Below are 24971 nucleotides of genomic sequence, written 5' to 3' on the forward strand. Positions count from 1 at the left end.
ACATTTTTATAGAAAGTACCCATGTAACATTAGTCACAATATATGCTTAATATACACAATTTATCGGTTTCGTTTGGAGGTACTTATTTGTTTGAAGAAGTAACTTTCCGATTGGGAGCCGGAGACAGAGTTGGTTTAGTCGGAAAAAATGGTGCAGGAAAATCAACCATGCTAAAAATGTTAGCTGGTGATTTCAAGCCTGATTCAGGTGTGATTTCTCAGGAAAAAGACATCCGAATGGGATTCCTGCGTCAGGATATTGATTTTGAAAGAGGAAGAACAGTGCTTGAAGAAGCCTACGAAGCTTTTACAGAAATTAAAATTGTAGAGAAAAAGCTGGATGAAATCAATCATCAGTTGGTTACCCGAACCGATTATGAAAGTGAGGAATATACTAAAATAATCGAAGACTTATCTGATTATACGCATCGCTTTGAATTGCTAGGCGGTTATAATTATGTAGGGGATACCGAAAAAATTCTGTTAGGTTTAGGTTTCAAGAGAGAGGTTTTTGACAATCAAACGGAAACTTTTTCGGGAGGATGGCGAATGCGTATTGAATTGGCCAAATTATTATTGCAAAATAATGATGTGTTGTTGCTGGATGAGCCTACCAACCACCTGGATATTGAAAGTATTATCTGGTTAGAAAATTTCCTTCGCAATTATCCCGGAGTAGTGGTGATTGTTTCGCATGACAAAATGTTCTTGGATAATGTAACCAACAGAACCATTGAAATTTCCTTAGGCAAGGCTTATGACTTCAATAAACCTTACTCGCAATATTTAGAATTGCGTCAGGAACTTCGTGAAAAGCAATTGGCTACTCAAAAAAATCAGGCTAAAAAAATTGAAGAAACTCAAAAACTGATTGACAGATTCCGTTATAGTGCGACCAAATCTTCGATGGCACAATCCTTAATTAAAAAATTGGATAAGGTTGAGCGTATCGAAGTCGATGAAGACGATAATTCAGTGATGAATATTTCGTTTCCGGTTTCTAAAGAGCCCGGAAAAGTTGTTATTGAAGCTGAAAACGTGACTAAAGCTTACGGTGACAAAACGATTTTAAAAGACATTTCTTTACTGGTAGAACGAGGCAGTAAAATTGCTTTTGTGGGGCAAAATGGTCAGGGAAAATCTACTTTTATCAAAGCATTGGTGAATGAATTTGAATACGATGGAACAATCAAATTAGGGCACAATGTTCAGTTGGGGTATTTTGCTCAAAATCAAGCCGAATATTTAGATGGCGAAATTACATTGTTGCAAACGATGGAAGATGCTGCATTGGATACGAATCGTTCAAAAGTGCGCGATATGTTAGGTTCGTTTCTGTTTCGTGGAGACGATGTAGAGAAAAAGGTAAAAGTACTTTCAGGAGGGGAGAGAAACCGTTTGGCTTTGTGTAAACTGTTGTTGCAGCCTATCAATGTGTTGCTAATGGATGAGCCTACCAACCACTTGGATATTAAGTCTAAAAACGTGTTGAAAGCGGCTTTACAAAAGTTTGGAGGAACTTTATTATTGGTTTCTCACGACAGGGATTTTCTTCAGGGCATGTCTAATATTGTTTACGAATTCAAAGACCAAAAAATAAAAGAATATTTAGGCGATATCAACTTTTTCCTGGAACAGCGTAATATGGAAAATATGCGTGAAGTAGAGAAAAAAGAAGTGGTTAAAACGGCCGCTCCTAAAGAAAATAAAAAAGTCTCCTACGAAGATCAGAAAAAAGGGAAGACCTTGCAAAACCGTTTGAGTAAAATTGAAAGCCAAATTAGTCATTTAGAAAAAGACATTCAGCACGATGATAAAATGCTGGCTTCCAATTATGATAAACATATTGAAGACGCTGCCTTTTTTAAAGCATACAATAAAAAGAAAGCCGATTTAGATCAATTATTATTAGATTGGGAAATCGTTCAGGAAGAGATTGATAATTTGTAGTAGGATTTATTTCCTAAGCTCCGCAGGGTTTGTAACTTTATGACTGTAATTTTAGGTTTTAACCGACTAATTTTTCTGTGACAGAATAGATTAAAATATTTTTAAAGTTGGAGATTTTGCGGAGCTATATGGTTTTAAAATTTTACTGGATCAATCCTATTCTTTTAGAATGCGCAATCGCTTCTTTACTTTTCTTAAAATAACAAACTTCTACTTTAAGACTTTCGAGATTTTTAAGCGTATTAATCACTTTTTGTTTTTTGCGTTTGCTTGTTTGTCTAATGTAGATTGCCTGAATCGTTAAAGGGAAAATCTTGGCAATAGCTTCATACAAAAAAGGATCTTCCTGAGAATCATCACCTATAAGAACATATTTTAAATTAGGGTAAAATTCCAAAATATGTTTGATTTTTTCAAATTTATGATTGTGACCGCCTCTGCCGGTCCAGAAAAATTGTGACAAACTGGTTTTAATGTCTTTTAATAATAAAACAGCTTTGGGTAAATTATGGATTTCAGTGAATTTTACAATGAAACGGTACAAATTCCATTCACTGCTGGAAACATAAAAGAAAGTATTTAATTCTCCATTTTGCTTTCTGCCCGCCTCACTTAATGCCTGATAGTGCGCCGTTACATCTTCAAAAATTTTACGTCTGTTGATATTATGAAATAATAAGTTATATAATTTTTTTAGAGGATTCATGGTATAAGAAACTAAAAAAGTATCATCAATATCAGATATGATTCCTAGATGGTCGATTTTGGGACGAATATAGCTGTCTTTTGCGGTAATTGTTTCTTTTTTATAATTAAGACTTACCTGATATTTAACCCATCCATATTCATCTTCGGCAAGCGGAATACAGAATTTAAAATAACCGTCACCTAGTGTCTTGGTATGAATAACGGTATTATTATGTGTTAAATAAATATCGGCATTAGACCAGGTTTTCATTCGATACATTCCTATAATAGAACTTGCATTTTTAAAATGTTTATCCTGAAAGTCATAATCTTCGCCTTTTGTGGGCAGGAATACATGTCCCATTACAATTAATTCCTGATCATTGGCATAACCGCGATATAATTTTAAAATGGGTTTCATTTATAGTGTTTCTTTTGTATTGTACTCCAAATTACTTATTTTTAAGCATAAAATAAAGCAAAATGTCAAAAAAAAATGTGATAATGGTTGTTAATCCCATTTCGGGAGGTGTTAATAAAGCTGGCCTTATTGATCAGGTATCGCATTATGCAAAATATCTGAATATCAATTTGTATTGTTTTGAAACGACCGGAATTGATGATTTGGAAAAATTGAGAGACTATTATCAGCAATTTCATCCGGAACGGGTCATTATAGCCGGAGGGGACGGAACCATAAAGCTGGTAGCCGAAGCGTTAGAACAATACGATGTGATTTTTGGAATTTTACCGGTAGGATCTGCAAACGGTTTAGCAACGGATTTGGGACTGACAAAAACTCAGGAAGAGAATATAGCGATAGCCTTTGAAGATAGTTTTGTAGAGATAGATTACATCATGATTAATGATAAAATGTGTATCCATTTGAGTGATTTAGGACTAAATGCTGATTTAATTAAAAATTATGAAAAAAGTGCTGTCAGAGGGAAAGTAGGTTATGCGCTGCAAATATTTAAAACCTTGATGAATGCCGGAAAATCTTTTCACGTAAGTATAAAAAATGATGAACAATTGATTGAAACTAAAGCCCAAATGATTGTTATTGCTAATTCCCAGAAATACGGAACAGGGGTTGTCATCAATCCTATAGGAATTATGAGTGATGGAAAGTTTGAATTAATTATTTTAAGGAAGATTACTTTTAGTGTTTTTTTTAAAATAGTTATGGGTAAAATACCCATCTCATCCGGACATGTAACCGTTATTTCTACTGATAAAGCAATGATTTCTATTAATAAGCCAACAAGTTTTCAAATAGACGGAGAATACTGTAACAAAGAAACACAATTGAAGATTGCTATTTCAACTAAAAAACTGAAAGTGGCTATTTTAAAAACCGCAGTTACTTGAAAGGATTTCGTTCCTGCCATTCTATCTTTGGCTCAAAATAACTAAAACTTTTAGAAACAAACAGATTAAGAATAGGGTTATTATGTCTGATAAGTCCATACATGGGAACCGCTTTGGCACCCACAGAACTTTTTATCTCTAATGCTGTTCTGGCAAAAATAATCCGACTGTATTTTTTATTGACAGAGTATCCTATCATATCATAAAGCATGTTTAAATACAGCATTTTTTCTTTTTGGCATGTGTCATCATATCCTAGAAAATAAGTATCTATATCGTCACCATTTTTAATTAGGGTGTTGAAACCTATTAATTTGTCATCACTAAAATATCCGTAAAATAAAAACTTGTCTTTTAAGTTTTTTTTGAAGGTTTCAAAATGATGTTCACCCAGATAAAAAGTATTAAAAGCAGCTTTTTGAGCCACATTCAGATAGAGTTGATGGATGCGTCGGTTATGATGAATAATGTCATTAAGACTCATTTTTTGTTTGGTAATATCAGATGATTTTTTCTGAGCTCTCTTATATTGATCCCGGTATTTTTTGCTTAAATCTGCAATATAATTATCAAAAGAATGCCAGGAGTCCTTAATGTTAAAGATCATGTTAGGTTGCGTGGAGAACCTGTAAAAAGAACGAAAGACAGGAATATTAAAATCTTTAATTTCAGTTTCTGAAAAATCTTTAAAAATAGTAAGATGCGGTTTATTACCCTGCCTGATAAAGTATTTTTCTAAAGAATCCGTGGCTTGTTTTAATAGAGTTATGACCGTAGTTAAATCTGTTTCTTTATCAAATGCAATTCCGTTTTGTCCGGTCAGCATATTATTACCTATAATAAGTACTTTTGAGCCCACTCTTTTAAAAACAAAATTTCTGATTTTTGTTCTCAGGCAACTATCTCGGTCTCCAAAAGAAGGGATTTTGCTTAAGTCTAAAAATTGAGAAATCGCAATTCCAATATTCTTTTCATTATGGAATAGAGCGATAAAATGACAAGTCATGTTCTCCGGAGCAGCAGTTTCTAAAGTCTTTAAATAATCTCTGCTAAGGAAAATGTTTTTCGCTGCCAAAAGATCCCATTGCGTGCTGAGTGCATCAACAGTATTGTATATTTTAAATGAAAAATCTGATTTCAAATGCTGCGGAATTAATAGCGTCGAAGATACTATTTTAAGTGAAAGAGTTAGTCTAAAACCTCAAAATTAACTAAGTTTATAATAAAAAAACAGGCGTATGAAAATTTATGATAAAATAACAGCACAATCTTTTCTGTCGGAACTAAAGGACTGGATTTTTGAGAATGACGGAATCGAAAAGAAATTTGAGTTCAAAAATTTTAACCAGGCATTAGCTTTTATCGTTCAGGTGGGAGTGCTGGCAGAAACTAAAAATCATCATCCTGAATTATTTAATGTATATAATAAAGTTAATATCCGATTGTCAACTCATGATGCTAAAGGGGTTACAGAGAAAGATTTTGATTTGGCTAAAGCCATAGAAAAATTATTTTAAAGCAAAAAAACTTCTCTGCTGCTAACACAGAGAAGTTTTTTGTTTTTTATTGCCAGGCACAAATAATCCCACCCATAATTATGAAACAGATAATCCAATAACCACCATTTATAAAAGTATATTTCCAGCTTTTTCGTTCAAATAAGGCATTGGTTGCAATCATAGGGAAAGCAAGAAACAAACCAGTCAGGAAACCATGTAAGGCTCCGTGTTTAAAAGTACGGAATGCAGTGCCATAATCATTCATGAAAGCAGCGTATGAAGGTTTAATGTCTGCGGCAGCTCCACCGCCAATCATACCAAAAGCACCCCATTGATGAATGGTTAAAAATTGTAAAACCATTGCAATCAGAAATGCAAAAAAAACTGCCATGATAAAAATTAAAGGCATATTGGCTCCTTTCATTTTTTCTTCTGTCAAACCGGATTCCTTCATCCACAGGGTTCCAAATACTTTTGGATTATACCAGATAAACCCAACGACTAGTGTTGATAAAGCAGCTACAAATAGTGCTAAGAAATTAATTTCCATATAATTGTTTGTTTTGATTAGTTATTTCAAATATAAATAAAAATTCTTTTCCTTAATAAAGGAGTGTATTTGTAAGTTTAATACCTTTTTATTTTGTTTTTATATGCATTTCGTCGATTATTTTAGTGCTTTAATCGTTTTTTGTGTTATATTTAATCTCGATATCAAAAGCAGGAAATATGAAAAATATCTTTACTTTAATCTTAGCCTTTTTTGCTTCATTTTCTCTGATGGCTAATGTGTCACTTTCAGACAAAGAAATTCTAATAAAATTGTATGAGGCTACAAATGGTAGTCAATGGAAAATAAAATGGGATTTATCTCAGGATGTTACTGCCTGGTCAGGTGTTAAAGTGATAAATGACAAAGTAATTGCTTTAGATTTACAGGATAATAACTTAGTAGGATTCATTCCGGCAGAGTTAGGGAATTTGCAAAGTCTGGAAGAATTAAATCTGCATAAAAATAAGCTTTCAGGAAGTATTCCTAATAGTCTTGGAAATTTAAAGAAATTGAAAGTTTTAGATTTATCTTTTAATAATTTATCAGAAGCTATTCCGTCTTCAATATGTAATTTAAACCAATTAAGAAAATTAGAATTGTACATGAATCGGCTATCAGGCGATTTACCTTCTAATTTAGGCGATTTACAAAATCTGGAAACTTTAGCTGTTTTTAATAATGAAATTGAAGGTGTTATTCCGTCTTCTTTTTACCAAATGAAATCACTAAAAGTAGCGTTGCTGAACAGTAATAAATTAACCGGAACTTTAAGTCCGGATGTTGCTAATCTGACTCAGTTAGCAAATTTTAGTTTATTCGAGAATAATCTTCAGGGACAAGTGCCTCTGTCGATAGAAAAATTAGATAATTTAAAAGAAATGAATATTTCTTATAATAAATTCAATGGTCTGGTGACAAAAAAGTTAGCCATGTTGGATACGCTTAATATGACTATGATTAATGATAGTGGTGTGGCGTATCTTATGAATGTTGCTGTTGAAATGGATAAAAGACCTATCGTGTCTGAAGAATAAAATAATTTTTTTGGTTATGAAATTGTTTTTTTTATTAAGTTAGTTTTAAAATAAGTTTAGTGTTTAGGAGAACCTGTGAAATTATTTTCACAGGTTTTTTTATATCTGAAAGCAGTTTTAAATTATAATTTTATTGAGAATCATTTACATTCTAATTATATCGAAAGTGTCATTGTAAAATAATAATACCGATATAGTATATTATTTTAAAAGCTGTGCAAATTATCTAAATTCACACAGCTTTCGTAAAAACTAAATGGAGTATTATTTTAAAATTTCCATCTTACAAAGGCTTCCATTGCGGCATAATTTGATAAACCAAGCTGATCATATAATTCAGCAGTTTCTTTATTTCGGTCTTCAGCTCTTTGCCAAAATTCTCTGGAATCTGTACCTTGGAATACCACACCATCTTTTTGAGATTGATGTTTAAAAATTCCGTGTCTTTTTGCCAACACCTGATCAGGGCTCATTGGTACAGCCATTTCTATTTCGTCAATTCCCCATTCCTGCCAGGCACCACGATAAAGCCAAAGCCAACAATCTTTCATAAAATCTTTAGACTTAAGATTTTTTACAGCTTCCAGAATGGCATCTAAGCAAACTTTATGTGTTCCGTGCGGATCGGCCAGATCACCGGCAGCAAAAATCTGATGTGGTTTTATTTTTTCAATAAGATCCATTGTTAGTTGGATATCAGCTTCTCCTAAAGGTTTCTTTTCAATAGTTCCGGTTTCATAAAAAGGTAAGTCCATAAAGTGGATTTGATCGTCAGTTAAACCCACGAAATGAGCTGTAGCGCGAGCTTCTCCTTTTCGAATAAGCCCTTTAAGATGTCTTACTTCAGAAATGTCTTTTTGACTTGTTTTTTTATGGATAAGAAACTCATGCGCCTTACGGTAAATGGTAGCTGCTTCCGGACTGCTTATATTGAATTTTTCATTATAATCGCATACAAAACGGGCAAATCTCTCGGCTTCGCTATCGGCTACAGCGATGTTTCCGGAAGTCTGATAAGCTACATGCACTTCGTGACCCTGCTCCTGCAAACGCATAAAAGTTCCTCCCATGCTAATAATATCATCATCTGGATGCGGACTAAAAATAAGCACCCTTTTTCGGGCCGGTTCCGCACGTTCCGGTCTGTTGCTGTCATCGGCATTGGGTTTTCCTCCGGGCCATCCGGTAATGGTATGCTGTAATTTATTGAAAATATTGATGTTAATGTTGTAAGCAGGACCTGAATCAGCTAATAAATCACTCATTCCGTTTTCGATATAATCGGCATCGGTAAGTCTTAGAATGGGTTTTTTAAGATCCAGAGCCATTCGTAAAACAGCTTTCCGGGTTAATTGATCGGTCCAGACAATTTTCTCAACTAGCCACGGAGTATTGATTCGGGTTAATTTAGAAGCGGCTTCCTGATCTAAAACAAAAACAGCGTTATCATGTTCCTGCAAGAAAGAAGCCGGAATCTGATTGGTCACTGTACCTTCAGCAGAGGCTTTTACAATATTTGATTTTCCTTCACCCCAAGCCATTAAAATCACCTGTTTAGCTTCCATTATTTTTTTTACTCCCAGAGTTATAGCAGTTCTTGGTGTATTAGTTAATCCGGAGAAATCTTTACTTGCAGCTACTCTTGTAATATGATCTAAGGCAACTAATCTTGTTTTTGAATTTTGTAAAGAACCCGACTCGTTAAAACCAATATGTCCATTTCCGCCGATTCCCAGAATTTGCAAATCGATTCCGCCCAAAGCTTCTATTTTTTCTTCATACTGAGCACAATAATCCTGTATTTTTTCTTTAGACAAAGTACCATCCGGGATATTATAGTTTTCAGGTAAAATATCTACCTGATCTAATAATAATTCCTTCATAAAGCGTACATAGCTATTGATGGAATCCGGTTCCATGGGATAGTATTCATCCAGATTGAAGGTAATTACATTGCTGAAACTAAGACCTTCTTCTTTGTGCATTCTTACCAGTTCAGCATATAAACCCTTTGGAGATGATCCGGTTGCAAGTCCCAGAACACAAGATTTATTTTGCTGTTGTTTCAATCGGATTAATGCTGCAATTTCTTGTGCAACGGCTACAGAAGCTGTTTTCGAATTTTCAAAAACTACCGTGTTGATGTTTTCAAATCGTTTTTCAAATCCTGTAGCTTTATCAATATTGCTTTTTATCATGGTAATGTTTTTTCGTGTTTTGAAAATGAATTAAATCTATTATGACAGTAAAATATAAATCAGGATAGTCAGGAACACTAAAATGCTTCCTGCAATATTTATTCCTGACCAGGATTTCTCGTAATTATTAGCTAAATTTTCTTCGTATTCTGTGTTTGATTTTGAAGTTGCATACATTTTTGAAAATACAAACATAATGATGAAGTTTAAAACAAATTCAATTCCCCATAAATGGACAAAATGAATATCTATTTTGAATACAAATGAGGTTAAGATATAGAAAACAAAACCAAAAAATAATCCGGCTTTAGCACCCACAGCATTGATTTGCTTAAAAAATAAACCGGCTACGAGGATTGAAGAAATCGGAATAAAAAAGATTCCGTTCAGCTCCTGTAATAAAAAATACAATCCCGAAGGAGCATAAGCCACTAATGGTGCTACAGAAATAGATAAAACAGCAAGCACCACCGATGAAATCTTCCCGTAATACACCAGTTTTTTGTCTGATATGTTTTTGTTAAAACTTTTTTTGTAAATATCCATACAAAAAATAGTACTTGCAGAATTTAATACGCTGTTAAAAGTACTTAGTACTGCTCCTAAAATTACAGCTGCAAATAATCCATACAGGTAGGTAGGTAAAACTTTTTTAACTAAAAGTGGGTAAATTAAATCAGGTTTGTCATAATGTTGTTCCTGAAAATAATAATAACCTATTAGTCCGGGAAGTACAATAATCAGCGGCATAAATAATTTGAAAACACCGGTGTATATCAATCCTTTTTGTGCTTCCACTAAATTTTTAGCACCAAAAGCTCTTTGAATAATGGTTTGATTCATGCCCCAAAAATAAATCTGGTTGATCATAAGTCCTGTAAAAAGTGTTGAAAAAGGCAATACTGAATCTTCGCTTCCTATAATGTCGAATTTTTTTGGAGCAAAGTTATAAATGGTACTTACACCTTCAAAAACATTCCCATTTCCAATTTGGTACAAAGCAATCGCGGGAACTAATAAACCGCCGAGCATTAAGCCAACTCCGTTAAGGGTGTCAGAAAACGCTACAGCTTTCAATCCTCCAAAAATAGCATAAGCTGAACCAATGATACCAATTACTAAAACCGTGTAAACCAAAGATTGTTCTTTTGAAATTGAAAATATCGCAGAGAAATCAAAAATGCTTTCAATATTAATAGCTCCTGAATAAAGAACAATAGGCAATAAGGTAACTACAAAAGAACTCATTAATAAAAAAGCTACGATAGAGCGAATTTGAGAATCAAATCTTTTTTCCAGAAACTCAGGAATAGTGGTAAGTTTCATTTTCATAAACCGCGGAATTATAAAAATAGCAGCTATAACTAAAGCTATTGCAGAGGTAACTTCCCAGGCAATAACGATAATTCCGTTTTTGTATGAACTCCCATTCATTCCAATTAAATGTTCGGTAGAAATATTTGTCAGTATCATCGAACCGGCAATGATAGGAGCAGTTAAACTTTTTCCAGCCAGAAAATAGCCGTTTGAAGTGTCAAGATTATCTTTTCGGAGTTTGTAACTGGTGTAAATTATGACTAGGAGCGTGAATCCAAAAAAGCCTAAATAGGTGTATAACATTTCAAAAGGATATTAAGTTTACAGGATAAAAAATTAGAATTTCAGTTTGGCAGGTAAATATTTAGCCACTAATTCTTCGTAATAAGGACGTAAAGCTTTTGAATCCGGTTTGACAGGTGCTTTGGTGTATAAATCGTAAGGATTAAACTTTTTTACCCATTCAAACATTTCTATGTCATGTTCTGTCATCAAATGAGCATAGGCATTTTCTCTGTGTTGGGAATAAAATGAATGATAACGAATCATGTACAATGCCGGTTCCGGTAAATAATCTTTCATGATTTGGTATAAATATTCGTCATGTCCCCAGCTCATTTTTACATGATCCAGTCCGCAATTAGGAGTATAAACACCGTATTTTGTATTGTATTTTTCATTAGTACTGTCAGGATTGGCTGCAAAAAATTCTGGATATACAATCTTGTCTGAGAATTGACAGCCTACCGGGAATGTATCTCCCACAACAGCCCACTGAGGTTCTCCAAAAAGGCACAGCACTTTCCCAATATCATGTAAAAATCCGGTAAGTACAAACCAATCCGGATGACCATCGGCACGAATGGCTTCTGATGTTTGCAGTAAATGCTGGAATTGGTCCAAATCAATATCCGGATCACTATCATCGACTAAAGTATTCAGGAAATCTACGGCTTCCCAAAGTGACATTTCTTTTCTGTCAAATTTTAAGAACTCTTTTTCTTTCTCACATACAAAATCATAAGTTTGATAGGTATGATTAATTCGATAAAACTCTTTTACCGTTTCTACTCTTTCTGAATCCACGTAATTACGGAATTCCTCTTTTTCTTTTGTAGCTTCAGCTGGATCCGGATAACGTTCGATTAGATTTTCTTCCCAATCGTCAATTTGATGCATTGGGTTATTGAATTTGTCTGAGTTATTGATTTTTTCCATTTTGGGTTTGTTTTTAAATAATGGTAAATAGTTGTAAGAGAAGATGTTCTTCTGAATTAATGAATATCAAAATTAAACAGATGTCCGTTTCTTAAAATGGATAAATGATTCAAAAACATGGATAAATTTTTCATAGTGATAATTTTTGGCTTAATAAATTACATAATGTTTATTTAGAAGGAAGATTTGTTTTTATGGATTTAAGAAACAATTGAGATGATTTATTAAGTAATGATGTTGTGAAGTAAGAATTTAGGTTGTTTTTAGGTTTTTTAAATGTTAAAAACGTTTAGAAAATCTACTTCATATTTATAATAAAGCTAAGGGTTGTTAAAATGAATAAATCTTCTTAATTAGGAGTGTTTATTGGTTATAATTAAAAAAATACTGCTATAAAAAGTGTAAAATATATTTTAAAAGCTTTTTTGTTGTGCTTTTTTGACTGTATTTTATATGTTTTTGACGAATTTATCCATTCCGAAGATTCACAATACTGTTAATTTTACCATAATATTATTAACTAATACTAATTAAAATGAAAAAAACCAATTTCAAATTATTGACGTTATTTTTCTTAATAGCGTTTTCAATTAATTCGTGGGCGCAAAAAACACAGGTGTCCGGTAAGGTGGTAGACGATCAGAATCTGCCTTTACCCGGTGCAAATGTTTTAGAAAGCGGAACGAAAAATGGTGTGGTAACAGATTTAGATGGAAAATTTAGACTGGAAGTTTCTAATCCAAATGCTGGAATAGTGGTTTCTTATGTTGGTTTTGCTGATCAAAGTGTTAAATTAAGTGGGGCAAAAACGAATCTGACCATTAAATTACTTTCAGGAGCTAATAATTTAGAGCAGGTAGTGGTTGTAGGTTACGGTAAAGGATCCCGAAAAAATTTAACTACCTCTGTAACTTCTGTTAAAGCAGAAGATATGAATAAAGGAGCGATTAGTGATGTGGGACAATTGCTTCAGGGTAAAGTTGCCGGTTTAAATATTTCATCCAGTGGTGATCCTACAAGAGCTGCTTCGGTGGTGATGCGAGGTGTTTCTACTTTAAACAGTTCTCAGGGACCATTTTATGTTGTAGACGGAATTCCGGGTGTAGATATTTCGATGATTTCACCGGATGATATTGCAACTATTGATGTACTTAAAGATGCTGCTGCGACTGCAATTTATGGGAACAGAGCGGCAAATGGAGTTATCATGGTCACTACTAAAAAAGGAAGTAAGGAAAGAACTCAGATTGCTTACAACAGTTATTTTGGTATTGAAAATGTTTCTAATCAATTGGATATGATGAATGCTGCTCAATTAAGAGAGTTTACAACCAAAAATAATTTGAATTTTACACCTGAAAATGATAAAGGAGCAAACACAAACTGGCAAGATGAGATTCTAAGATCAGGAGCACTGTCCAGTAGCCATAATTTATCTATAAGTGGCGGAGGTGAAAAAAGTAGCTATTCTGCCAGTCTTACTTCTATTAAAAGAGAAGGTATTCTTAAGAAAAATGATTTTGGACGTGTAATTGCCCGTTTATCTGTTGAACAATATGCATTTGATGATAAAGTAAAATTTGGATTAAATGTTACTAATTCTGTTAGTGAATACGTAAATGTTCCTCAACGTAATACGGTTCTTTTACAATCGATAAATCATCTTCCGGTTTCTCCGGTAAGAAATGAAGATGGCAGTTTTTTTGAAAATTTTACCAGTACAGGATATTTCAATCCGGTAGCTTTAATTGAGCACGGGACTGATGAAACTAAGACAAATAATCTTATTGGAAATTTTACTACAGAAGTAAAACTTCCATTTGGATTTACATATAATTTAAATATTGCTCATCAAAAACTAAGTACTTCTCACGGAGAGTTTTATGACAGCTATTATTCACAATATAATAGTGCTAACTTTTACAACAATCCAGATCCACCTTTGACAAAAACTTTAGTAAATTTTGGTGTAAATGGTTCAGCATTAAGAAATTACTACGAAAACACCAATAATATTATAGAGAGTTTCTTGAATTGGGATAAAGAATTAGGAGATCATAAAATTAAAGCTGTCTTAGGATACTCATGGCAGGAGAATACTTTAGGTAATGGTTTTCAGGCTACTACAACTAATTTTCCGGTAGATAATGTGGGCTATAATAATTTAGCTTTAAGTAATTATACTTCAGTAGGAGGTTATGTGGTGAATTTTGGAGACAGTCAGGCATATCAAAAGACACGTTTGATTTCTCAATTTGCGCGTGTAAATTATAACTACAATGACAAATATCTTTTGCAGGGAACAGTAAGAAGAGATGGAGGTTCTGTATTTGGAGCAAATAACCGTTGGGGATATTTTCCTTCTGTGGGTGGTGCCTGGAGAATTGATAAAGAAAACTTCATGCAAAACCAGAATGTTATCAGCGATTTAAAATTGCGCGCCAGTTATGGTGTTACCGGTAATTCTTCCGGATTTAATGCATACACTGCTCAATTTATCTCAGGAAGTGCCGGAACATTCTATTATAACGGTCAACAAATAGGAGCTTATGGTCCAATACAGGCTGCTAACCCGGATTTGAAATGGGAAAAGACAGCAACAACTAACCTGGGACTTGATGTTTCGTTATTACAAGGTACAATTACAGCTTCGGTTGATGTTTACGACAAGAAAACTACTGACATGATTTTTAACTATCAGGTGAACCCGGTATTAGTTCCTGTAGGATCAATTGTGGCCAATGGAGGTATTATGTCTAATAAAGGTATCGAAATTGCTTTAGGTGCTACACCGGTTAAGACGGCTAATTTTACCTGGTCTACTAATTTAAATATTGCGAGTAACAAAAATAAAATAGTAAAATTAACAAATCCATTCTTTATCGGAGGAGATTCTATCCGAAGAGTACAACCTGACGGAGGAGGGCAAACGGGAGCTACTTTGCAAATTTTCAAAGAAGGCAAACCTCTTGGGCAATTTTTTACTCTTGATTATGCCGGAAAGAATGCTGATGGTGTTTCTCAGTATTACGATAAAGACCGTAACCTGACCACAAGTCCATTAAATGGTGTTGATTATCATTATGTAGGGAATGCACAACCAAAAGTGCTATTAGGATGGTCCAATAATTTCCAATACAAGAATTTTGACTTAAGTGTTTTCTTCAGAGGAGTATTTGGTAATAAAATTTTCAATGCTACCCGCGCCGATTTATTCAGACCTTCTACAGCAATGACTACAAATATTTTGGTAGATGCGCAAAATGAATCTCCGGAAGATTTTAATTCATATCGCTATTCTTCCCGTTTTATAGAAGATGGCAGTTATATCAGATTAGATAATGCAACACTTGGATACAACTTTAAAAACATCAACAAGTTCGTTAAAAGTTTACGTATGTACACCACTGTAAATAATTTATTTGTGATTACAAAATACAGCGGTATTGATCCTGAGGTAGAACAGGGTGGTACGGCACCAGGGGTAGATTCAAATAATTTTTATCCAAAAACCAGATCATTCTTATTAGGTTTTAACGTGGTATTCTAAGAAAATAATAATTGTAATAATTGTAAATATTATGAAAAAAATAATAAAATATTTTGGGCTTCCAATACTGGCTATTGGTTTATTCGGGTCCTGCGAAAATTTAGATGTGCCAATTACGACACAACTGACACCGGAGGTTTTTCCTCAAAATTCAACACAGTTTATTCAGACTACAGGACCTGTTTATGTAGCTTTTCGAGGCGATTTTTCATTCTCCTGGTGGTGGTCACAATCACTAACTACCGATGAAGCAATTTTGCCTGCAAGAGGAGGAAACTGGTTTGACAACAGAAACTACATTGCGATGCATTTCCATGATTGGACAATAGATAATGGTATCGTAGGAAGTTTATGGAACTGGTCTTCCGGAGTTATAGGAAGAAGTAATCAGGCTATTTCGATTTTAGAAGAAGCTATGCCTGCCGGTGCAGAAAAAGCTACTTTGATTTCTGAATTAAAAACCATGCGTGCGATTTCTTATTTTATAATGATGGATAATTTTGGAGCAGTACCATTGGATACTGTTTATGGTGACTTTTCTTCTCGTGCTAAATCAAGCAGAATAGAAGTTTTTAATTTTGTTGAAAAAGAATTGAAAAAAGCAATTCCTAATTTGAATCCGGCATCCGGAGTAGCAACTTATGGCCGACCAAATAAACAGACAGCTAATGCTTTGTTAGCTAAAATGTATTTGAACGCACAGGTTTATACAGGGACACAACGCAATAACGAATGTATTGCTGCTTGCGATGAAGTAATTAAATCAGGTCTTTATACTATTGAAGGCAGAAATACTTATTTACAAATGTTCTATCCAAATAATGGTCCTCAGATGAAGGAATTTATTTTTGCAGTTCCTTATGACCCGGCTGTTGGTGGTGGCGGATTGATGTATCATGCCCGTTATGATGTGCCTCGTTCTTTAAGAACCAGATTTGGACTTCCGTTTACTCCTAGTGCACCAAGAAGTACATTGCCGGAATTCTATGCTCATTTTGAAAATGATGCAAATGATATTCGTAACAGACAATGGTTGACAGGAAAACAATTTTTAGCTGATGGAGTTACCCCTGTAACAGTTACTACAACTAAAAAAGGTTATGACGAATATTATACAGGTGCAGATGGTGGAGCTTCATTTACTTACCAGGTAGAATTAAGCAAAGAAATCACCTATAGAGGAAGTCAGGCAAATGTAAAAGGCCTTGATTTAGGTAATGATGAAATAGCCTGGAATATCGGGTATAGAAATATTAAATTTTATCCGGATGCTACTTCAACAAGTAGAAATCAGAATAATGATGTAGCATTTTTACGCTACTCAGATATTCTTTTAATGAAAGCGGAAGCTATTCTTCGTGGGGGAACGGCTACTTTGGGCGACACACCACTTTCGTTAGTAAATACTATACGTTCTAATCGTACCACTTCTGCTCCATGGACTGCTGTAACGTTAGAAGACCTTTACAAAGAAAGGTCCCGTGAATTTGCCTGGGAAGCATGGCATAGAAACGATATGATTCGATTTGGAAAATTTGAAGGACAATGGGGTTTCAAAACAGATACAGATGTAAAACGTCGTCTTTTTCCAATTCCAACAAATGCATTGGTACTTAACCCTGCTTTAGTTCAAAATCCGGATTATATTAATGATTAAGTTATTTATTGTTGATTGGTTAATTTAAGTTGGTGATTTATTTAACCCTGAAAAAGAGAAGAAGTTAGTTCTTCTTCTCTTTTCTTTTTCTAAATAATAATTCGGTTATCATAGACTAGTCGTCACAGAATCAGTTTTGTTTTGATCAGATACAGAGTATTAGCTTATTTCAATAGTTTAATTTTTTTATTAAAAGAAATTCAACTGTTTTAAAAGAAAAAAACTTTACCGGATTAATCCCTTCAATTGGTTTGACAGAATTCTGTTTTTTCCGAATACAATTTTTTTACATGCAGTCAATAGTAAAAAGCCCCGAATATAAATTTATTTCTGTTGAACAGGTCTCAGAGTCTTATAAAACAATTGGCCTTCAGCAAAAAGCAAACCGATAAACATGGATTTACACCGTTTATTAAAATATAAATTAACAGCAATAATCGTTTTATTAGTCCTGTTGTCCTGTTCCGTTAAACGGACAGAGAGCAAGTATGTAGATTTTGTTAATCCGTTAATTGGTACGGCACCTTCTACTACAATTAGTGCTTTACAGCATGGAGAAGATGAAAAAGAGAACAATGCTCAGGTGGTGCCTTATGTTACCGTTCCTTTTGGAATGACGAACTGGACAGCACAAACTAAAGCAACGGAAACCAAATGTGTAGCGCCTTATTATTATACAGATACTAAGATTTCGGGTTTTAGAGGAAGCCACTGGCTCAGTGGTTCCTGTGTTCAGGATTATGGAAGTATGACGATTATGCCTGTTACAGGAAAATTGAAATGTCAGGCTGACGAAAGAGCTTCTAAATTTTTTCATGATACTGAAGAAACAACTCCATACAGTTACAGAGTCAATCTTGCGGATTATAAAATTGATGTGAATATGACAGCTACTAAGCGTTGTGGATTGTTTCGTTTTACTTTTGAGAATTCAGGTGAAGCACACATCATTGTGAATCCAAACAGCGACGAAGGAGAAGGATTTATCCAGATTAATGCTGATAAAAATGAAATTTCAGGATATAATCCGGTGCATAAAATCTATCAGGGTTCGGGGGAAAGAGCGGGTTTTAGCGGATATTTTGTGGTAAAATTGAGTAAAAATTCGGAAAACTTTGGTGTTTATCAGGATAAAAAAATACTTAATGGACACACACAAATTGCTAATCAGGAAAACATAGGAGCTTATATTTCTTTTGTGGTGGAAAAAGGAGAAACTATAGAAGCTAAAATTGGAACTTCATTTACCAGTATCGAACAAGCCCGAAAAAATTTAGAAACCGAAACCAGAATAGTGGATTTTGACGAAGCAAAAGAAAATCTGAAAGATATTTGGGAAAATCTGCTTTCAAAAGTAAAGGTAGAAGGAACAAATAAAGACGATAAAGTAAAGTTTTATACAGCCATGTATCACAGTTATTTGCATCCCAGAACCTTTAATGATGCTGATGGAACTTATTTAAGTTTTAATGGAGGAAAAGAGGTAATGAATAGTGGTAACGAAAATTATTTTACTGATTTTTCGATGTGGGATATCTACAGATCGTCGCTGCCGTTGTTTAATATGCTAACGCCTAAAACAAACGGACAAATGATGAAAAGTCTTTTTGCTATGGCAGAACAAGGTGAATGGATGCCCATTTTTCCATGCTGGAATAGTTACACTTCGGCGATGATAGGAGATCATGCGATAGCTGCAATAGCGGATGCTTATATGAAAGATAACATTGAAATTTCAGATAAAGAATATGGTTATTTATTGAAAAATGCTTTTAAAACTCCAGCAAATCATGCGGATTATGTAAATGGAAAAGGACGTCGCGGTTTGACTTCTTATTTGAAATATGGTTATGTTCCATTGGAAGATGAGGTAAAAGAATCCTTTCATAAAGGAGAACAGGTTTCCAGAACTTTAGAATATGCCTTTGATGATTTTGCGCTTTCTCAAATTGCAGCTAAAAGAGTAGATACGTTACATGCCGGACTCTTGAAAAAAAGAGCCTTGAATTATCAAAATGTCTATAGCGTAACCGATTCCTGCGTAAGAGGTCGTTATGCTGACGGAACTTTTACCCAAGATTTTGACAAGTTTATAAGAAAATCATACATAACCGAAGGCACGCCTTATCAATACACCTGGTATGTGCCTCAGGATATTAAAGGGTTAATGAATTTAATGGGAGGAGAAGATGGGTTCAATACCAACCTGGATCGTTTCCATGCCGCCAACCAATACTGGCATGGAAATGAACCGGGACACCAGATACCGTTTTTATATAATTATTCTGGTCAGCCTTGGAAAACTCAGGAATTAGTTAGCCAGATTATGAAGACTGAATACAGCAATGCAGTCGGTGGATTGAGTGGAAATGATGATGCCGGGCAAATGTCGGCATGGTATGTTTTTTCAGCTTTAGGATTTTATCCGGTAGCACCATCCGTACCGCAATATGTGATTTCAGGACCTCATTTTGATAAAATTACACTGAGTTTAGAAAAAGGAAAAAAATTAATTATTAATGCTAAAGGCGCTTCATCTGGGGCCAATTATATTCAAAAAATGAGCTTTAACGGAGAGGCTTATGATAAAACCTACTTGGATCATTTTTCAATTATGAAAGGTGGAACATTAGATTTTGAAATGGGTAACAAACCGAATAAATCCTGGGGAACTGCTAAAGAAAGCAGACCTTTTTCTTTGTCTAACTAATAAAAAAAGAGTATGAATCCAATCAGTCGTGGCAAATTTTTAAAACTAGGGAGTCTATCCTTGCTTGGAGCTTTGGTTAGCGATGCTGTTTTGGCAAATGATCATTTTTTGAGTGCCCCGGAAACTAAAAAAGATGCTCTTTTAATGAAAAAATTACTCTTACATAATGATGAAATGGCAGAACAGTTTCTTCAAAAAGAATGGGTTGATTCCGCTGTTCGTTTGAGTAGTTACCGTTCTTTGGCAGGCACTATCGCAATATTTGTTGCTTCGGTTTCTCATAGGGAATCTAAATTTTATAAGTCAGAGACTGTAGCCGAGCGTTTGAATCAATCGGCTGATGTATTATTAAAAGGGCAATACAGTGACGGAACTGTTGATGCCGGAGGAAACCGGCAATCGCCACCGGATACTGCTTTTGTTTTAGAATCTATTTGTTCCGCAGCTACCGTTTTAAAAAACAATAAAAATAAGGATTTAGATGGGGTTAGAAGCAAACTTAAAAAGTTTATTCAAAATGCCGGAGAAGCTATGATAACAGGTGGTGTGCATACTCCTAATCACCGATGGGTGGTTTGTGCGGCTTTGGCTCATATCAATTCGCTTTATCCTGATGTTCGTTACATCAATAGAATCAATCAATGGTTAGCTGAAGGGATTTATCTCAATGAGGACGGACATTATTCGGAACGAAGTGGAGTGTATTCGGCTGTAATTGACAAAGCTCTGATAACTATAGCCAGATTACTAAATAAACCGGAATTGCTGGATATTGTTCAAAAAAACCTGATCACGTATTATTATTACACAGAACCGAATGGTGATTTGGTTACCGTAGATTCTAAAAGACAGGATCAGTTTATGAATTTAACGGTGTCCAAGTTTTATTTGCAATACCGTTTTATGGCTATCCATACAGCGAATCCTAAGTTTATCGATATGGTCAATTTGATTGAAAAGAGCGCTGATTTTATTCATTCTGTTTTATCGCATGCTTTGATTGATTTTATGGAAAACCCGGTGTTGCAGCAGCAAATTCCTGTGCAAGCAAATAGTGAAAATGACTTTGAACAGTTTTTCGCTGTCTCAAACCTGGCTCGAATCCGACGCGGAAAAATTTCGATAACTTTATTTGGAGGAAATGATAAACCTGTTATGATAGTTTCCGGAAGATCATCCAATCCTAATTTTTTAATGTATCGAAAAGGAGATGCAGTTTTAAAGTACATGCGATTGTCTTCTTCATTTTTCAGGATGGGGTATTTCAGCAGTGATGGTATTGAAAAAACAGGGAATAAATATATTTTGAAAGAAACCAAAGAAGCGGATTATTATCAGCCATTAGCTCCGGAATTTCTTAAATCAGATGGCGATTATCAATTGTCAGAATCTCAGGATGGACGATTTTGGAACAAAATGGATTTTGAACATAGAGTTGCAAGTAATGTGAAAACACAAAATACAGTAATTGCAGTAGAAGAAAATAATGGAGAACTCAGTCTGGATTTTAAAGTAGATGGTCCTCCAAATGTGGAAATAACTATTGAAATGTGTTTTAAAGAAGGAACTGAAATTGCAGGTGCAACATTGGACGAAAAAGGAAATTATTTCCTGAAATCAGGATTTGCGAAAGCAAATATGGGTAATGATAGCATAGCATTAGGTCCGGGATTAGTGGAACATCAAAACCTAAATAATTTAGATAGTGAAGCATATACCTATCATCAGGGGACTTTACATACAAATGGTGTACACGTTTACATCACTGGTTTTACGCCTTTCCATCATAAAATGAAAATTTCTTAATTATAAAGGAAAATTTCGGGCATTGTAGAAAGTTTACTTATTTTTACGAAAATTAAGTTTAATCTATAAAATCGAAATTATGAAATTATCATTTATGGCTGCTTTGCTGTTGGGAGGTATTTGTTTTGGGCAAAATAATACAGATGCAAGTTTGTATATGAAAGCCGATAAAATAAGTTACCTGACAGATATTGGTTCTGAATCAGGGGATTTATACAGTACAATTGGACATCACGGACCGGCAGTTGAAAACGAATGGATGGCATTGCGAATCTATTTTAGTGATAAAGTAGCGATTGATGTTTACAATAAAGCAAAAAAAGGTCTGGAGTTGAAAGCAGCACATTGGTATCCTACGGCTGAACAACAAAAAGAAGGATGGGGAGCTGATTATTATAAAGTAGCTGCGACTGTTGGTTTAGGAGGTGTACGCCTTTGGGATGGAGAAAAAGTAGTGCCGTTGAATCCGGTAACGAATCGTTTGGCTCATGTAGGTAAGACAGAAAATACTTCTTATATGGAAATGATATCCAGAGGAGTGCCTTACAAAGGGAAAAAAGTAGATATCAAAGTTCGGGTAACTGTTTTTTCAGGAAAGAGAGAGGCTAAAGTGGAAGCTTTTAGTTTAAACGGAGAGAAAGTGCAGTTTGTAACGGGAGTAAATTATTTTAAAGGTTTTGAAACTAAAAAAGGAAAAAACTATATCGCAGTTTGGGGAACGCATCCTGAGGATGTAGCAGCTGAGGTAGTTGGAATTGGAGCAGCAATAAAATACAATCCAAAGGATTATGTGAAAAACACCGATGACGGAACACAGTATTTATTAATCTCTAAACCGGCTAAATATTTAACAACTGAAATTGTTTCGGCCAGTGCCAAAGAAAAAGAGATCAATGACTTAGATAAGTTAGAAGCTTACATAAAATAAAGCATACATACGGCGCTTGTTTTTTGTAAGATTTAAAATTTTGAAACACAAAAAAGAAGTGCACAGATGATTCATCCGTGTCATCTGTGCACTTTTTTTGTTCTTTTTTTTGAAAAAAGAGTGTGGTTTATTAAAAATAATTATCTAAACAGAATAATTAAAATAGTAATTATGACAAAGAGCCGGAATGTAATTTTTATTTGTTTAGCATTATTGACAGTCAGTCAGTCGCATACTCAAAACCATCAGTTTGTTGATCCAATGATTGGTTCGGAAGGTCTTGGAAATGTTTTCATCGGACCATCATGTCCTTACGGGATGATCAAACCGGGACCGGATAACGACTTGAATGCCAATAGTGGTTTTACGACCGATATGACGAAACCAATTTACGGTTTTAGTCAGGTGCATGTAAGCGGAACCGGTGGCGGAGCTAAATATGGAAATGTTTCTATTATGCCTATTTCGGGGGATTTTGAAACCATCAAACAGGAATCACTTCGTGAAAACGAAAAAGTTGCTTTAGGATATTACAGTGCTTTATTGAAAAAATGGAATATTCAAACAGAAATCACGACTTCAGACAGAGCTGCTTTTTACAAATTTGTTTTCGATTCGAATGCAAAAAATGCCGTTAAAATTGATTTAGGCAGGTATCTGGACGAATCGATTATTCCTGATGGGAGAGAAGCACAGCAGTTTGTAGGTTCTCAGGTAGAAGTAATTTCAGATACCGAAGTTCGCGGTCATACTAAAGTTCGTGGTGGTTGGAACAACGGGGGAACTTATACCGTTTATTTTTCAGCAGTTTTCGATCAGCCATTTACTTCTTTCTCAACCTGGAAAGGCTCAACGTTTTTTCCTAATGAAAAAAATCAGGTGGATAACGGCAAGAAAACCGGAGCGATGTTATTTTTCGAAAGTTTAGCTAATAAAACGCTGAATATGAAAATTGGAATTTCGTTTATCAGCAGTTTAAAAGCCAGAGAAAATATCGATAAAGAAATTCCGCATTGGGATTTTAATCAAGAGCTTGCCGAAACCCAACAAAAATGGGATAATTTATTGCAAAGAGTGGAGGTCGAAAAAGAAGCTTCGACAGAAAAGAAAACCATGTTTTACACCGGTTTGTATCATACCATGTTGATGCCGGTAGATCGTACAGGAGAAAATCCGTTATGGGAAAATGATTCTCCTTACTATGATGATTTTTATGCTATTTGGGACACTTATCGTTCTTCAAGCCCGCTAATTACACTTTTAGATCCTAAACGGGAAATTGATATTGTCAATGCGATGTTGCAAATCTACAAACGCGATGGTTATTTGCCGGAAGCCCGAAGCGGAAATTCGAATGGACGTACTCAGGGAGGTTCGAATGCTGAGGTGGTTATTGCAGATGCCTTTGTAAAAGGATTGGAAGGAATTAATTATAAGTTGGCATTGGAAGCGATGATGAAAGATGCGCTATTTCCTCCGGGCGGAAATGAAGAAAAAGAAGGTCGTGGCGGATTAGTAGATTACAATAGATTAGGCTATGTTTCTACCGATTATGTGCGTTCCGGTAACCGGACTTTAGAATATTCGTATAATGATTATTGTTTGGCAATTGTAGCCAAAGGAACGAAACGCAAAGGAGAATACTGGCGTTTTATCAAGCAATCAGACAACTGGCAAAACCTATGGAGAGATATTGAAGACAATGGTTCCCGTGGATTTATCATGCCGAAAGATTCCAATAAAAAATGGGTGGACAGTATTCAGTGTGCTGCTACCAACGGAAAAATTTCTTATGTTCCCTACACGCCTTTGGCACAGGATTGGCCTAATTGTGTTTGCTGGTGGTGTGGTGTTTTCTACGAAGCCAGTTCTTGGGAATACTCCCTTTCCGTTCCTCATGATGTGGCGATGTTGATTAAAAAAACAGGTGGGAATGAAGCTTTCAAAAAACGTTTAAATACACTTTTTGACAAAGGATTTTATAATGTTGCCAATGAGCCTTCGTTTTTGAGTCCAAATTTATACCACTGGATTGGTCGTCCTGATTTGAGTAACGACCGCATTCATCAAATTATTGATAAAAATTACAACAGTTCCAGAAACGGAATTCCAGGAAATGACGATTCAGGGGCCATGTCTTCGTGGCTGGCTTTTCACATGATGGGCTTGTATCCTAATGCGGGTCAATCCTATTATTTAATCAATTCGCCTTATTTCAAACAAACGGTGATTCATCAGGAAAACGGAAAAGATTTTACGATTAAAGCCAAGAATCTTTCGGATAAAAACAAATACATCAAATCAGTAACTCTAAATGGTGTAGCATTCGAAAATGCCTTTATTGAACACAGTGATATTATTGCAGGTGGTGTATTAGAATTTGAAATGGCAGCAACGCCATCTAAAACCTGGGGAACAAAACAAGTTCCGCCTTCAAAATCAGACGAAGTAATTGAAGAATAGTAATTTTTATTGATGATTAAAATAAGTAGT

Annotated in this window: 16 protein-coding genes; 10 read left to right on the forward strand and 6 right to left on the reverse strand. The window is 34.8% G+C overall.

Annotated elements, in window-relative coordinates; translation table 11 throughout:
• The first annotated feature begins 42 nt into the window (after positions 1-42).
• Complete coding sequence (locus tag ABS764_RS06895) at positions 43-1950, forward strand: ABC-F family ATP-binding cassette domain-containing protein (protein WP_408081059.1); 1908 nt, start codon at positions 43-45, stop codon at positions 1948-1950.
• A gap of 142 nt (positions 1951-2092) precedes the next feature.
• On the opposite strand, the gene ABS764_RS06900 is transcribed toward ABS764_RS06895, so the two are convergent.
• Positions 2093-3058, reverse strand: a complete 966-nt coding sequence (locus ABS764_RS06900) for an App1 family protein (protein ID WP_408081060.1) — start codon at positions 3056-3058, stop codon at positions 2093-2095.
• 62 nt (positions 3059-3120) lie between these two features.
• Between ABS764_RS06900 and ABS764_RS06905 the strand changes: the two genes are divergently transcribed.
• Positions 3121-4008, forward strand: a complete 888-nt coding sequence (locus ABS764_RS06905) for a diacylglycerol/lipid kinase family protein (RefSeq protein WP_408081061.1) — start codon at positions 3121-3123, stop codon at positions 4006-4008.
• Here the strand turns inward: ABS764_RS06905 and ABS764_RS06910 are convergent.
• Entirely contained in the window at positions 4001-5149 is a 1149-nt protein-coding gene (locus tag ABS764_RS06910; protein WP_408081062.1) for an 8-amino-7-oxononanoate synthase, read from the reverse strand. The genes ABS764_RS06905 and ABS764_RS06910 overlap by 8 nt on opposite strands.
• A 97-nt stretch (positions 5150-5246) precedes the next feature.
• On the opposite strand from ABS764_RS06910, the gene ABS764_RS06915 reads away from it, so the two are divergent.
• Positions 5247-5525 (forward strand): 4a-hydroxytetrahydrobiopterin dehydratase, encoded by a 279-nt coding sequence (locus tag ABS764_RS06915; RefSeq protein ID WP_408081063.1) that lies wholly within the window; start codon positions 5247-5249, stop codon positions 5523-5525.
• Between the two features lie 46 nt (positions 5526-5571).
• Here the strand turns inward: ABS764_RS06915 and ABS764_RS06920 are convergent, their stop codons facing one another.
• On the reverse strand, positions 5572-6057 hold the full coding sequence (locus ABS764_RS06920) for a DUF1761 domain-containing protein (protein ID WP_408081064.1): 486 nt from the start codon (positions 6055-6057) through the stop codon (positions 5572-5574).
• 179 nt (positions 6058-6236) lie between these two features.
• On the opposite strand from ABS764_RS06920, the gene ABS764_RS06925 reads away from it, so the two are divergent.
• Entirely contained in the window at positions 6237-7094 is an 858-nt protein-coding gene (locus ABS764_RS06925) for a leucine-rich repeat domain-containing protein (protein ID WP_408081065.1), read from the forward strand.
• Between the two features lie 269 nt (positions 7095-7363).
• Here ABS764_RS06925 and nagB read toward each other — a convergent pair whose 3' ends face one another.
• Genes nagB through ABS764_RS06940 form a run of 3 tightly spaced genes read right to left on the reverse strand, consistent with a single transcriptional unit; the run spans position 7364 to position 11827 of the window.
• The gene (gene nagB, locus ABS764_RS06930) at positions 7364-9292 is read right to left on the reverse strand and encodes a glucosamine-6-phosphate deaminase (protein WP_408081066.1); all 1929 of its coding nucleotides are present in this window, start codon (positions 9290-9292) and stop codon (positions 7364-7366) included.
• Positions 9293-9331: 39 nt separating this feature from the next.
• Positions 9332-10912: a solute:sodium symporter family transporter gene (locus ABS764_RS06935; protein WP_408081067.1), complete on the reverse strand. Its 1581-nt coding sequence runs from the start codon at positions 10910-10912 to the stop codon at positions 9332-9334.
• Between the two features lie 33 nt (positions 10913-10945).
• Positions 10946-11827, reverse strand: a complete 882-nt coding sequence (locus tag ABS764_RS06940) for an inositol oxygenase family protein (RefSeq protein WP_408081068.1) — start codon at positions 11825-11827, stop codon at positions 10946-10948.
• A gap of 535 nt (positions 11828-12362) precedes the next feature.
• On the opposite strand from ABS764_RS06940, the gene ABS764_RS06945 reads away from it, so the two are divergent.
• From ABS764_RS06945 to ABS764_RS06970, 6 genes are all read left to right on the forward strand, one after another.
• Positions 12363-15377 carry a SusC/RagA family TonB-linked outer membrane protein gene (locus ABS764_RS06945; protein WP_408081069.1) on the forward strand — a complete coding sequence of 1005 codons (3015 nt, stop codon included), beginning with the start codon at positions 12363-12365 and terminating at the stop codon, positions 15375-15377.
• A 31-nt stretch (positions 15378-15408) separates the two neighbouring features.
• Positions 15409-17034 (forward strand): RagB/SusD family nutrient uptake outer membrane protein, encoded by a 1626-nt coding sequence (locus tag ABS764_RS06950; RefSeq protein ID WP_408081070.1) that lies wholly within the window; start codon positions 15409-15411, stop codon positions 17032-17034.
• 394 nt (positions 17035-17428) lie between these two features.
• Positions 17429-19744, forward strand: a complete 2316-nt coding sequence (locus ABS764_RS06955; protein WP_408081071.1) for a GH92 family glycosyl hydrolase — start codon at positions 17429-17431, stop codon at positions 19742-19744.
• Between the two features lie 12 nt (positions 19745-19756).
• A complete protein-coding gene (locus tag ABS764_RS06960) occupies positions 19757-21550 on the forward strand; it encodes a hypothetical protein (protein WP_408081072.1) in 1794 nt (597 codons plus the stop codon).
• Positions 21551-21629: 79 nt separating this feature from the next.
• On the forward strand, positions 21630-22478 hold the full coding sequence (locus ABS764_RS06965; RefSeq protein ID WP_408081073.1) for a DUF4861 family protein: 849 nt from the start codon (positions 21630-21632) through the stop codon (positions 22476-22478).
• Positions 22479-22649: 171 nt separating this feature from the next.
• Positions 22650-24941 carry a GH92 family glycosyl hydrolase gene (locus tag ABS764_RS06970; RefSeq protein ID WP_408081074.1) on the forward strand — a complete coding sequence of 764 codons (2292 nt, stop codon included), beginning with the start codon at positions 22650-22652 and terminating at the stop codon, positions 24939-24941.
• The last annotated feature ends 30 nt before the right edge of the window (positions 24942-24971 follow it).

This window comes from Flavobacterium plantiphilum (genome assembly GCF_046000495.1).
Taxonomy (GTDB): Bacteria; Bacteroidota; Bacteroidia; order Flavobacteriales; family Flavobacteriaceae; genus Flavobacterium; species Flavobacterium plantiphilum.